The 13,418-nt window shown below is 64.6% G+C and carries 8 protein-coding genes; 3 read left to right on the top strand and 5 right to left on the bottom strand.

From position 1 onward, the window contains the following. Positions 1 to 25 precede the first annotated feature (25 nt). Positions 26 to 1,132 carry an anhydro-N-acetylmuramic acid kinase gene (locus MUB46_RS14900; RefSeq protein ID WP_261616725.1) on the bottom strand — a complete coding sequence of 369 codons (1,107 nt, stop codon included), beginning with the start codon at positions 1,130 to 1,132 and terminating at the stop codon, positions 26 to 28. 58 nt (positions 1,133 to 1,190) lie between these two features. On the opposite strand from MUB46_RS14900, the gene tyrS reads away from it, so the two are divergent. Continuing rightward, positions 1,191 to 2,444: a tyrosine--tRNA ligase gene (gene tyrS / locus MUB46_RS14895; RefSeq protein ID WP_261616724.1), complete on the top strand. Its 1,254-nt coding sequence runs from the start codon at positions 1,191 to 1,193 to the stop codon at positions 2,442 to 2,444. A gap of 6 nt (positions 2,445 to 2,450) precedes the next feature. On the opposite strand, the gene MUB46_RS14890 is transcribed toward tyrS, so the two are convergent. Further along, complete coding sequence (locus MUB46_RS14890; RefSeq protein ID WP_261616723.1) at positions 2,451 to 5,954, bottom strand: DUF3971 domain-containing protein; 3,504 nt, start codon at positions 5,952 to 5,954, stop codon at positions 2,451 to 2,453. 191 nt (positions 5,955 to 6,145) lie between these two features. On the opposite strand from MUB46_RS14890, the gene MUB46_RS14885 reads away from it, so the two are divergent. Together MUB46_RS14885 and MUB46_RS14880 are read left to right on the top strand one after the other, a co-directional pair. Then, a complete protein-coding gene (locus MUB46_RS14885; protein ID WP_261616722.1) occupies positions 6,146 to 6,616 on the top strand; it encodes a peroxiredoxin in 471 nt (156 codons plus the stop codon). A gap of 223 nt (positions 6,617 to 6,839) precedes the next feature. Then, positions 6,840 to 8,027: a M23 family metallopeptidase gene (locus MUB46_RS14880; RefSeq protein ID WP_261616721.1), complete on the top strand. Its 1,188-nt coding sequence runs from the start codon at positions 6,840 to 6,842 to the stop codon at positions 8,025 to 8,027. Positions 8,028 to 8,036: 9 nt separating this feature from the next. Here the strand turns inward: MUB46_RS14880 and prfB are convergent. From prfB to MUB46_RS14865, 3 genes are all read right to left on the bottom strand, one after another. Further along, positions 8,037 to 9,168 (bottom strand): peptide chain release factor 2 gene (gene prfB / locus MUB46_RS14875; RefSeq protein ID WP_425256270.1). Its coding sequence is split into 2 segments (ribosomal slippage): positions 8,037 to 9,101 and positions 9,103 to 9,168, totalling 1,131 coding nucleotides; the frame shifts between segments, so codons are not numbered across the junction. A 56-nt stretch (positions 9,169 to 9,224) separates the two neighbouring features. After that, a complete protein-coding gene (locus tag MUB46_RS14870) occupies positions 9,225 to 11,672 on the bottom strand; it encodes a penicillin-binding protein 1A (RefSeq protein ID WP_261616719.1) in 2,448 nt (815 codons plus the stop codon). Between the two features lie 237 nt (positions 11,673 to 11,909). Then, on the bottom strand, positions 11,910 to 13,040 hold the full coding sequence (locus MUB46_RS14865) for an N-acetylmuramoyl-L-alanine amidase (protein WP_261616718.1): 1,131 nt from the start codon (positions 13,038 to 13,040) through the stop codon (positions 11,910 to 11,912). Between the last annotated feature and the right edge of the window lie 378 nt (positions 13,041 to 13,418).

Raw genomic sequence — 13,418 nt, 5'->3', positions numbered from 1 at the left:
CGCAGGGAGTATTTCCCCGCGTCCCTTACCGCGCCTTCGCCAATACGCCGCCGGTCATCGGCTCGGGCACGCCGGTGCTCGTCGGGAAGGTGAGCGGCAATCCGCGCAACGAGCGGGCCGCCAGATAGGCAAAAGCCTGCGCCTCGACGTGATCGCCCGACCAGCCGATCTCGGCGCCAGTCACGACCGGGGCATCGAGCCGGTCGCGCAGCATCGCCATGAGCGTCGGGTTGTTGGCGCCACCACCGACCACGATCCACTGGCGTGCCGGCTCCGGGAACCAGTCCCGCGCCAGCGCCACGGATGCCGCTGTGAAGGCGGCAAGCGTCGCGGCGCCGTCCTCGAGCGACAGGCCTTCCAGAGAAGAAGCGGAAAACTCGTTTCTATCCAGAGATTTCGGCGGCCTTCTTGAAAAATAGAGTCCGGACAGAAGCGCTGCGAGGGCGTCTTCGTCGATCCGGCCGCGCGCCGCGATCCGCCCGCCCTCGTCATATGCCATCCCGGCCCGCGCGCTCACCCAATCGTCGATCAGTGCATTGGCGGGACCTGTGTCGAAGGCCAGCGGAGCCTCCCCGCTCAAGTAGGTGACATTGCCGACGCCCCCGAGATTGAGGACCACCACCGGAAGATCGAGGCCGGCATGAGCGGCGAGCGCCCGATGGTAGACCGGGACGAACGGTGCCCCCTGCCCGCCCGCGGCGACGTCGGCGGCGCGGATATCATGGACGACATCGATGCCCAACCGCTCCGACAAAGCCGGTCCGTCGCCGATCTGGACCGTCAGGCGTGTCTCTGGACGGTGGAAGATCGTCTGCCCGTGAAAGCCAATGACGTCGATATCCGCGGCGGTCAGGCCGTTTTCAGCCAAGAACGCTTCTACCGCGTCCGCATGCGCCCCGGTAACGATGCCCTCGGCCTCGCCGAAGGCACCGGACCGTTCGTTGCGGTCGGAAATCCCGGGTGCCTGCGCGACCGCCGCAGCGATCGTGCGACGCTCGGCCGCAGAATAGGGTCTGCTGCCGGTCGGTCCGAAAGCAAAAACCATTTCGCCGTCAGTCTCTATCAGCGCCACATCGACACCGTCCATGGACGTGCCGCTCATCAGTCCAATCGCCGTCAGCGCTTTCGTCACGTGGAAGCCTCTGGTAGAGCCATGTCGGCAAACAGATTACCTGGGATACACAGTCGACATGAGTGCCTTCAAGTCCGATTTCCTGCGCGTGCTCGAAGAGCGCGGCTTCATCCATCAGTGCTCCGACCCGGAAGGGCTGGACCAGAAGACGCTTGAAGGGCCGATAACCACCTATATCGGCTACGACTGCACCGGCCCGTCGCTGCATGTCGGCCACCTCTTGTCGATCATGATGCTGCGCTGGCTGCAAAAGACCGGTCACAAGCCCATCACGCTGATGGGCGGCGGTACGACGCGGGTCGGCGATCCGTCCGGCAAGGACGAGAGCCGCAAGATGCTCACCTACGACCAGATAGAGGCCAACAAGCAAAGCCTGAAGGAGGTCTTCGCGCGTTTCCTGTCGTTCGGCGACAAGGCCACGGACGCGACCATGCTCGACAACGCCGAGTGGCTGGCGCCGCTCAACTACATCGATTTCCTGCGGGACGTCGGACGGCATTTCTCGGTCAACCGGATGCTGAGCTTCGAGTCCGTGAAGATGCGGCTCGAACGCGAGCACGAGCTGTCGTTCCTCGAATTCAACTACATGATCCTGCAGGCCTACGACTTCGTCGAGCTGAACCGGCGCTACGGCTGCACCCTGCAGATGGGCGGCTCGGACCAGTGGGGCAACATCATCAACGGTATCGATCTCGGCCGGCGCATGGGGACGCCGCAGCTCTATGCCCTCACCTGCCCGCTGATCACCACGTCGTCGGGCGCAAAGATGGGCAAGACGGCCGCCGGCGCGATCTGGCTCAAGGGCGAGATGCTGAGCCCCTGGGACTACTGGCAGTTCTGGCGCAACACCGAAGACGGCGACGTCGGCCGCTTCCTGAAGCTGTTCACCGACATGCCGCTCGACGAGATCGCCAGGCTGGAGGCGCTCGGCGGCGCGGAGATCAACGAGGCCAAGAAGATCCTGGCAACCGAGGCCACCGCGCTGCTGCATGGGCGCGAGGCGGCGGAGGATGCCGCGGAAACGGCGCGTCGCACGTTCGAGGAAGGCGCGCTCGCCGAAAGCCTGCCGACGATCGAGGTCACCGCTGCCGAGATCCGGGCCGGGATCGGCGTGCTCTCGGCCGTCGTCCAGGCCGGGCTCGCCCAGACCAACGGCGAGGTGCGCCGTGCGATCTCCAACAACGCCATCAAGGTGAACGACCAGCCGGTGAACGATCCGGCGGCGACGCTGACCGAAGCGGATATCGGGCCGGAAGGCGTGATCAAGCTTTCCTTCGGCCGCAAGAAGCACGTGTTGCTGCGGCCGGCGTGATCCGCATCAGCGGATGGTCCTGGCCGGGCGGGTATCCCCGTCGGGACGCGCCGGTGCCTGCGGATTGTCCATGCCGAGGATGTAGCGGAACACACCTGGCGCAACGACCGATATCGGATTAATGGTCAGCACGGGCTTCTTGGTCGATCCGCTCAGCGAGTAGGTAATGCCGAGCAGCCCCTCGTTCTTCTTGCCGCCAAGCAAGGGCCCGAGAAACAGCGGCAACTGGCCGAACAGGTTGTTGAGGGCGTAGAGCGGCACATAGGTGCCGTGTAGATTCATTCGCTCGTCATCGAAATCGATGGTGCCCTCGAAAGTCGCCCCGACGGCGACGCCACGCAGCACGCCTTCCTTTACCTTCAGGTCGCCCTTGCCGCGCTCGAATTTCGCCGAGAGGCGGTCGAAGCCTACGTCGGCGACGTTGACCCGCTGCGCGGCACCGCCGGCCGATTGCGCCGGGGCCGAGGGGCGGGCCAGTGCCTCAGGCTGGTCCTCGCCCTCCTCTATGAGCCGGGCGAGCGACGGGTCGTTGGCGATGCGGAACCGATCGATGGCGATATCGCCCGACAGCGGCGCATTCGCCCCGCGGCGGCCGGCAACAACCCGCAACTGACCACCACGCATATTCGGATAATAGCCCACCCACGCGAGCACCCTGCCCGCATCGGCGCTGTCGACCGAAAGGTCCGAGTTGGCGCCGTCGTCGGAATAACGAACGCTGACCGGGACAGCGTTCGACGTCAACGCCGAGAGATCGAGCCGGTCGGTCCGGTTTCCGACACGCCTCACCGAGCCTTGCAGGTTGGACAAGACCTCACCGCCGACACCGATCGCGCGGTCCACGTCGATTTCGACGTTCATCACCTCGTTCCCGCTATTGCCGGAACTCTCGGCTGCCTCACCGAGGTTCGCGAGCAGCGCCCGCATATAGAGCGCCTTGCCCTTCAGCTTGAATGAACGGGCGCCGGACTGGCTCGTTCCGCTGACGGCGAGGTCGGTGCCGCGCGGCGTCCGGAGGACCGGCATATCGAGGCTGACGAGCCCGCCCGCCTTGGAGAATTCGGCGCTGCCCTCCACACGCATCGATTCCGACTGGACGCGCAGATCGGTCAGCTTCACGGTCTGACCGGACTGGGTGAGCTTGAAATTCGCAGTCGCCGGCTGGCCGGCGGGCTTTTCCAGACCGAGCGCGGGGAACGAAACCTTGGCCCGGGTAAGGTCCGCCTCGATCTGCTGGACGTTGCCCGACTCGGTCGCCTTGACGTCGGATACGGTCGTGACGATCGGGCCGGTCAGGATCGCGTCGAGCGGCATGCCGAGTCGCGCGCGCGCCGCCTCGTCCAGGGTCATGGTGACGGAACGCGCGCCGGGGGCACCAGAGGGGTCGAGGGAATCGTCGAGCGCCAGATCGGCGCGGACATTGTCGACCAGCGCGTCCCCCTCGATCAGAACCCGGCCGTCGGCGACACGTACGTCGATATTGCCGTCGCCGATGCTCCTCGCGCCGCCGAAATTCTCCGCGCTGAAGCCTGTGATGGAGCCATCGGCTCCCAAATCGATATCGGAGAAGCGCAAACCGTCGATGAGCGGCATTCTGAGGGTGAACTCGAACGCGCCTTCGCCGCCGAAACTGTCTATGTCGAATTTGCGCCGGGTGGCCAGTTCGATCGGCGGATAGTCGAGCAGCCGCATGATGTCCCTGATCTCGCCGTCGAGTTCGATGGTCAGCTCGCCGCTTGAGGGCTTGGCCGGTATGTCGGGAACAAAGAAACGCCCAGCAGGCAGGGTGACCGTCCCGCCATCGGGCAGATCGACCCGGCCGGGCGTGGTGGCCCGTGCAGTGAATTCCTGGGCATCGACCCGGCCGTCGGCGTTGACGCCGAGAAGCGGCGGCATCTCCTTGAGAAACACCAGCGATCCGTCCTTGAGCGAAAAGCCCAGGTCGAAGGCTTCCCGGTGAAACGGCACGCCCCTGAGAGCCCGCGCGATCTCGCCGGGGCGGATATCGACATCGACGCGACCGCCGACGATCTGCCCGGAAAGCATGTGGTTAACGAACCAGCGCCGCGCCTTGTCGGCGAGGAACGGCGGCCAGACAGTCTTGAAGGTCTCGACCGAGGTGGGCGTCATGGAGCCGGCAAGCCGGATGCCCGGCGTCTCGCCACCGCCGCCGATGAACCCAACGAACGACCCCGCGGTTCCGGCTCCTGCGACGTCCATCCGGCTGATATGCAGCACCCGCTGCGCGGTGACAAAGAAGGCTTCAACGGTGATCGAATCGTAGGCTGCGGGGACACCGGTATCCGGGTCATCCAAAACGATATCAGTGAAGTCGAGCCGTAGCGGCACGGTGCCGTAGCTGAAATCGCCACGGCTCGGTACGGCGATCTGGCCCGAGACCGTCCCGCGGCTGTTGCCGATCAGGACATGCGACGGCCCGATATTGATCGCGCCGGTGGCGTACCGCCAGTCAAAGGCCAAGTCTGCTTCGTCAACGAGGATCCGTCGGTCGCCCTTGCCGACATATCCCGCGCCCAGCGTCAGTTTGACCGACAGATTGTCGAAGCCGCCCGCGGCGTCGATGAAGGCATCAAGCTGGCCAGAAATCGGCCCGGTCATGTCGAAGGGCAATCCGCCGGGAACCAGTGGAGCGACATCGTCCAGGGCGATATTCTCGATCGTTCCTGCGATCGCGTAGGTTCCATCGTCGCGCCGCCGCAGCGATGCGGTTAAAAGCGGGGCTCCGGTCTTGCGGCCCAGGCCAACGCTTACCGTCACCGCCCCGGGCTCGTCGCCACGCTCGGCCGATACGTCGATCTGCTGCAGCGTGCCCGTGGTGCCGTCCGATCGGGCGATGCTGAGGCTTGCCCCGCGCGCGCCGATCGATGACAGGGCCGGCGCGCCGCCCTGTCCGTCCTGTCCCAGCACCGCGAACAGCACGGCGAATGCCTCAATCGGATTGACCATCTTCGCCGGAGGCTCGGCTTCGCCGGTGGCAAGGTCAGTGCCCGCCTTCATACGCAGCCGCCCGTTTTCCTCGATGACGGTCAAGGCGGGACGGATCAGGAAGACGCTGCGCGGCATCACGTCGCCGACAAACAGGCCAAGTCCCGACAGACCGATCGCGGCGCGCGGAGCGGCGAAGACCGGGGCGCCGTCCGGCCCAAGTACGGACACGTCGCGCAATCTCAGCAGAACCTCGCCGGAACCGGCATCGCGTTCGATGACCGTATCGGCGACATGCGCGGTAAATTCCGGCGGCAATTGTTTCTGGACCGCCTCGACGATCCGCGGAGTCAGGAAGCCGACGGAAACCGGCCCCTGCGACAGTCGGAAGACCGCGCCACCAAGCAATCCGCCGGCGACGACAGCGATTACCGCGAGCACCTGAGCCACGCGCAGCCACATCCTGCGGCGCGCGCGAAGATTGCGCAGCCGCTTCAGGCTCGACGCCGCAGCGCGCCGCACGGCGCGCCTGCGGTTGGGGCCAGGATTGGCTTCAGAAGTCATCGGCTGCGCATCACCTCAATCAGCGGCTGACAGTGCCGCTGCCGGCCGGTTACATAACCGTGACGATACACGTGCAAAGAGATATCCATCCAGCAGCGTGCCGATCGCGTACACTATCGCGCGGCGCCGGTGCGGTTTCCAGTGTGCCCGCCGTTTTTGCTACTGAAAACAAGACAAAAGGAAGGCAAGCTATGAGCTCGGACGCTGTTGAAGGCTCGCAGGCACCGGATTTCACACTGCCGGCGGATGGCGGCGGGCAGATTCGGCTCTCTGATCTGCGCGGCAATGCCGTCGTCCTGTACTTCTATCCCAAGGACGATACGAGCGGCTGCACCCGGGAGGCCATCGACTTTTCCGGCCTCGTCGCGGACTTCGAGAAGGCCGGCGCCGTTGTCGTCGGCATGTCCCCCGACCCCGCGTCGAAGCACGACAAATTCAAGGCCAAGCACGACCTGGCGATCGACCTGGTTTCGGACGAATCGAAAACCACGCTCGAAGCCTACGGTGTGTGGAAGGAAAAGAGCATGTACGGGCGCAAGTTCATGGGCGTCGAGCGCTCCACCTTCCTGATCGACAAGAGCGGAACCATCCGCAGGGTGTGGCGCAAGGTAAAGGTCGCAGGCCACGCCGAGGAAGTCCTTGAGGCCGCCCGCACGCTCTAGGCGCGATCGCAGCCGAGCGCCCGTTTGCACCATGATTCAACACGCGTTTTCAGGGTAATTGCCGGCCCGTTTCGGACTTTCTTAACCTTAATGGATCGATAATCGCGGCGCTGGGTTCAAACAGAGTCGCGTTGTCGAATTCATGCCTATTTCTCACCGATTTTTCGGCCGTCGCTCACAGCCGCATCACTTCATCGTCGCCCGCGGGGACAAGGTTCGGTCGGTGACATTGCCGACATGGGCTGTCTGGGTGGGCGGTGCGACCGCAGCCGCCGCCATCACCTGGCTGATCGGTTCGACCGCCTATATCGCGTTTCAGGACGACATCAACGCCGCGGCGAAGGTGCATCGTATTTCGGTCGAGCGCGCCTATGAGGATCGCATCGCCTCGCTCCGGCGCAAGATCGACGATATCAACACCCGCCAGTTCCTGGATCAGCAGGCCTTCGAGGGGCGCCTCGAAACGCTCCTGCGCAAGCAGACCGCCCTGGAAGAACGGCAACACGACATCGCCGGACTGATCGACGCGGCCAGGGCCCGCAAGGTAACGCTCGATTTCCAGCCGGACGCCGAACGGCAGGTTACGGATAGCCGCGGTTACGGCCTATTGACCAGCCCGGCAAAAGCGGCGTCCTTCGATCCGTCACGCCCTGCCCCGCTGGACAAGCCCAAAATGATTTCCTCCCAGCCCCTGGCACAGGACGCCGACCTGGCGCCGATCGACCGGGTTCAGGCATCGCTTACGCGCGTAGAGACGATGCAGACGTCGGTGCTCGATAGCCTGGAAGCCACGGTCGGGGGCCTTTCGGAACGACTGATCGAAGTCAGCGGCGCGGTCGGCGCGGATCTGCCAAACGATGTCGCCGAAGGCGGCGTGGGAGGGCCACTCATCGAGTTGCGCCGCATGAGCACCCCGTCGGTCCCCGATCGCCAGATCGAGCGAATCAACGGTAAGCTCGAGCGGCTCGACGTCCTGCGGACCCATATCGGCCGCCTCCCGGTTCGCGCGCCGCTCGCGGGTCCGATCGAATACTCCAGCAGCTTCGGAACCCGGCTCGATCCCTTCCTCAAACGCCCGGCCTTGCATACCGGCCTCGATTTCCGGGCTTCGACCGGAACGCCGGTCCTTGCGACGGCCGGCGGTCGGGTAACCGTTGCCGGCTATTCGGGCGGGTACGGTCGGATGGTCGAGATCGATCACGGAGACGGCTATACGACCCGGTACGCCCATATGAGCCGGGTCGAGGTCGTAGTCGGCGATGTGATCCAGCCGGGCGCCGTCGTCGGACGTGCCGGCAGCAGCGGGCGCAGCACGGGACCGCACCTGCACTACGAGACGCGGGTCCATGGCCAAGCCAAGAACCCGTTGCCGTTCGTCCGCGCGGCCGAACTGCTTCCCGAAGGCTACTAGATCCGAACGTCAGGCGTTCGCAGCCGCCTTCTCCTCGGCTTCCGCGTTGACGCGGTGAGCGAGTGACGCCTCCATGAACGTGTCCAGATCACCATCCAGTACGGCCTGCGGGTTGGTGCTTTCGACGCCGGTCCGCAAATCCTTGACCAGCTGATAGGGCTGCAGGACGTAGGAGCGGATCTGGTGCCCCCAGCCGATCTCGGTCTTCGAGGCGGCGTCGGCCATCGCCTTCTCCTCGCGCTTCTGCAGTTCGGCCTCATAGAGGCGCGACCGCAGCATCGCCCAGGCGGTCGCACGGTTCTTGTGCTGCGAGCGCTCGTTCTGGCACGCCACGACGATACCGGTGGGAACGTGCGTCAGACGGACGGCCGAATCCGTGGTGTTGACGTGCTGGCCCCCGGCGCCGCTGGAGCGGTAGGTATCGACGCGCACGTCGGACTCGTTGATATCGATCTGGATGGAGTCGTCGACGACGGGAAAGATCCAGACCGAGGCAAAGCTCGTGTGGCGCCGCGCGCTCGAATCGTAGGGCGAGATGCGCACCAGCCGGTGGACGCCGGATTCGGTCTTGAGCCAGCCGTAGGCGTTCGGCCCCTTGATCACCAGCGTAGCGCTACGGATGCCGGCCTCGTCGCCCGCGTTGTAGCCGATCTCCTCGACCTTGTAGCCGTGCGCGTTCGCCCAGCGCGAGTACATGCGCAGGAGCATTTCAGCCCAGTCCTGGCTTTCGGTGCCGCCGGCGCCCGCATGGATTTCGACATAGGTGTCGTTCGCGTCCGCTTCACCCGACAGGAGCGTACCCACCTGACGTTTCATCGCGTCCGCGTGGAGCTCGCGCAGCGTCTCCTCCGCGTCGGCGAGGACACCGGCATCGTCCTCCTCCTCGGCAAGCTCGATCAGCTCGATCGTATCGGAAAGTCCGGTCTCCAGTCGCCTGACGGCCTCGACGGAATCCTCGAGTTGCTGGCGCTCGCGCATCTGCGTTTGCGCCTTCTCGGCGTCGTTCCAGAAATTCGGATCTTCGGCGTAGTGGTTCAGGTCATCCAGACGGGCAAGCGCGTTGTCCCAGTCAAAGATGCCTCCTTAGCAGGGAGATCGACTGACGAATTTCGTCGACCAGCTGCAAATGTTCGGCGCGCATGGCGGTCTCGTTGCTGTCTTGGTGTTGCTAGAAAGGGTTCTCGAAACGCTATCTGGTCAATACAGGCCGCCGGTTCCAGACCTGACGGCCCTGTCGGCTTCCGGACTGACCGTCAGCGGCTTGCCGAACTGGTCCTGATAGCCGATCACCGAGTAACTCTCCGGCGGGGCCTGGCCCGGCTTGAAGGCCTCCAGGATGACATTCTGGTCGCTGTTCGGGCCCGCCCGCAGACCCGTCGTCGCGTTGATACGCACGAGCTGGATGCCCGGCGGCACGCGGAAAGGAATGGCCGGCTTGTCCTTCAGCGCGCCGACGAAGAAGTCACGAACCACCGGTGCGGCGAGACGGCCGCCGGTCATGCCCCGGCCGAGCGGCTTGGGCTGATCGTAGCCGATATAGACGCCCACGGTGAGGTCCGGCGAAAAGCCCATGAACCAGGCGTCCTTCTCGTCGTTCGTCGTGCCCGTCTTGCCGGCGATCGGCTTCTCGACGGACTTCAGAATCGTCGCGGTGCCGCGCTGCACCACGCCTTCCAGCATCGAGATGACCTGGTAGTCGGTGTAGGGATCGAGGACCTGTTCGCGATTGTCGATCAGTTCGGGCTCGTCCTGGCCCTGCCACTGCGGAGCGTTGCAGGTCTCGCAGACGCGCTCGTCGTGCTTGTAGATGGTGCGGCCGTAGCGATCCTGGACGCGGTCGATGAGCGTCGGGGTGATCTTGCGCCCGCCATTGGCAAGCGTCGAATAGGCACCCGCCATGCGCAGCACCGTCGTCTCGCCGGCCCCCAGCGCCATCGGCAGATACGGCGCCAGATCGTCGTAGATGCCGAACCGCTTGGAGTATTCGCGGATGATCGGCATGCCCATGTCCTGGGCCAGGCGGACGGTCATAACATTACGCGACTTCTCGATACCGCGGCGCAGCGTCGAGGGGCCGGCGAACTTTCCGCCATAGTTCTGCGGTCGCCAGATCTTGCCACCCGAGACGATCTCGATCGGTGCGTCGATGACGACGCTCGAGGGCGTGTATCCGTTGTCCAGCGCGGCCGCGTAGACGAACGGCTTGAACGAGGAACCGGGCTGGCGCATCGCCTGGGTCGCGCGATTGAACTCGCTTTCGGCGTAGCTGAAGCCGCCGACCAGCGCCAGCACGCGGCCGGTATGCGGGTCCATCGCCACCAGCGCGCCGGACACCTTCGGAACCTGCTGCAGCTCGAAGACGCCCTCTTCCTCGTCGCCGGTCTCCTCGTTGACCACGGGAGAGACATAGAAGACGTCGCCGGGCTTTAGGATATCGGCGGCTTTCTTGCCGGCCCACTTCATCTGCTCGAACGGAATGCGTCCGACATCGCGGCGCTCGCTGAACTGGCCAGACGGCAGCTTGTCGGGACGCAAGCCGATCACCGCGCCCTCGTCGTCGACCTTCAGCGCAACCGCAAGGTGCCAGGGCTCGACGTCGCTCAGTTCATCGACCTTGCCGACCGCCGGGCCCCAGTCGCCGGCGATATCGACATTGGCGACCGGACCGCGCCAGCCCCTGGTGCGGTCGTAGCCGATAAGCCCCTTGACCAGCGCACTGCGGGCGAGGACCTGCAGTTTCGGATCGAGCGTCGAGCGTACCGACAGGCCCCCCTTGTACAGGCCATCCTCACCGTAGAGCTCGTAGAGCTTGCGGCGGACCTCCTCGGCGAAATAGTCGGCGGCTTGCAGACGCGCGCCAGTCGGGCGCAGCTTCACTTCCAGCGGGCTGTTGCGCGCCGCGTCGGCCTCGTCCGGCGTGATGAAGCCGTTCTCCTCCATCCGGTCGATGACCCAGTTGCGACGCTCGATCGCGCGCTCGGGCTGGCGGAAGGGATGGTAGTTGTTCGGTGCCTTCGGCAAGGCGGCGAGATAGGCGGCCTCGGCGATGGTCAGCGTGTCGACGGACTTGTCGAAATAGATGAGCGCCGCGGCGGCGATGCCGTAGGCACCGAGACCGAGATAAATCTCGTTCAGATAGAGCTCGAGAATCTGGTCCTTCGTGAAGGCGTTCTCGATCCGCAGCGCCAGCAGCGCCTCCTTGAGCTTGCGCTCGTAGGACTTCTCGCTGGTGAGCAGGAAGTTCTTGGCGACCTGCTGCGTGATCGACGAGCCGCCGACAAGGCTGCGGCCGCCACCTCTCATCAAATTCTGCGCGTTCTCGACCGCGGCGCGGAAGATGCCGACCGGATCGATGCCGAAATGCGAATAGAAGTTCTTGTCCTCGGCCGACAGGAACGCCTCGATCACCTGACGCGGCACACCCTGGATCGGCATGAAAAGCCGGCGCTCGACCGCGTACTCGGCGACAAGCTCGCCGTCCGCGGCGTGGACACGGGTCATGACCGGGGGTTCGTACTCGCGCAGGCTCGCATAGTCCGGCAGGTCACCCGAGACCTTCCAGAGCAGATACGCGGCGCCCGCTGCGCCGACCACGAACAGGATCACGCCCGCGGTGAACAGAAAACCGATGAATCTCCAAAGCATCGAGGCTACCGCCGAGTATCGCTTGCGTCCGGACGGCTCCCGCGACACGGGCCGTCAGCCGAGGGTGTCCCAACCAGGGTTTTCCGCGTCGCCCCCGCATGCGCGGCAATCCTCGCCATGCTCATACCCCGAACCGTTCGAACGATCAAATCGCCTTTTGACCGTTGAACGGGACGGAAATGACGAAATTGTGATCCGACCGTCCGCCAATCGTCAGGTTGGACGCCAGAACGGGCGTCAGAACGGGGCGCGCGCGTGCCGTTCACCGAAATATTCCGAAACCGCCTTGGACACAGTATCGGCGATCGTTTCCTGCCATTCCGCGTCGACCAGATGTTTCTCGTCGTTCGGATTGGTCAGATATCCCAGTTCCAGCAGAACCGACGGCACGTCATGCGCCTTCAGAACCCGGAAGCCCGCGGACCGGTGCGGATTCTTCACCACGCTCGTGTTGCGTTTCAGTTCGCCGACCAGCGTGCGGGCGAAGAAAACCGCGTAGTTCTTCGTCTCCCGCTGCACGAGATCGATCAGGATGTCGGCGACGGCGTCGGACTCGCCCGTGAGATCGACGCCGGCGATGACGTCGGAACGATTCTCCTGCTCCGCGAGCGCGGCGGCGACGCTGTCGGATGCGCGTTCGGAGAGGGTGTAGACCGTCGCACCGCTGACATTGCCGACGCGAACGGAATCGGCGTGAACCGAAATCAGGAGCGAGGCCTTTTCTTCGCGGGCGAAATTGACCCGATTCCCTAACGGAATGAATACGTCGTCGTCACGGGTGAGCTTGACGGTGAAACGACCGGATTTCTCCAACGCGGTCCGAAGGCGCCTGGAGAATTCAAGGACCACGTCCTTCTCGAGAGTCCCCTTCCGACTCTTGGCGCCCGGGTCGATCCCGCCGTGCCCCGGATCGATGACGACAACGATATCGCGCCCCTCATGCCCGGCGCCAGGCCTGACCGCCTCGTGCCCCGATACGGCCGGCGTCTTGAGGGCAGCCGCGTTCCTGGGTTCCTGAAGCGCCAGCGCCGCCATGAAGTCCTCGCGCGAAGTCGACAGCAGGTCGACGACGAGACGAACCGGCTGATCGTCGACCGCGTCGACGACGAAGGCCTTGTCGACCTTCACCGGCCCCTTCGCGTCGAGCACGATTCGCGACTTGCCCGGGCCGATCAGGCCGTAGCGATAGGCGCTGACGAGGCCGCGCCCCTTCGCACCTTCGCCGCTTGCGAACTGGAACGCCGTCTCCGGCAGATCGATGACAATCCGATAGGGATCGGCCAACGCGAAAACGCCAAAATCGACGTTGCGATCGACATCGACCACGAAACGTGTCCGCTTCTCGTCCCCGGCTAGTCGCGAGCTCATTGCGGTGACCGGCATTTCGATGTCGGAATCCGCGGCAGCCGTTGCGTCAATAACGCCGGCCGCTTCTTCCGCCACGGCAACGCACGCCGATGCAGCCCCGAACGAGAGCGCGAGGCCAAGGAAAAACCCTTTTGTTGCAACGGTCTTGAACACCGGCCAGCGACCCCAGCACCTGCCCAACGGTGGTGTCACCATGGATGACTCGTTTTCAGGATTATAGGCGCAGGGTTAATCGGATATTGACGGGTGGACTCGAATAATCCGCGGTTGTGGCCTCCACAACACAACTCTTGCAAAGATGGACGCCGACACATTAATAACGGGCAGGTTTCGAATTCGCGTCTCTGGCCTTGAGCGCAAGGCGGCCCCCTGAGACAG

Origin of the sequence: Microbaculum marinisediminis, assembly GCF_025397915.1 — a bacterium.
Taxonomy (GTDB): Bacteria; Pseudomonadota; Alphaproteobacteria; order Rhizobiales; family Tepidamorphaceae; genus Microbaculum; species Microbaculum marinisediminis.
The sequence above is the reverse complement of the archived record's forward strand: the minus strand, read 5'-3'. Positions and strand labels throughout refer to the sequence as shown.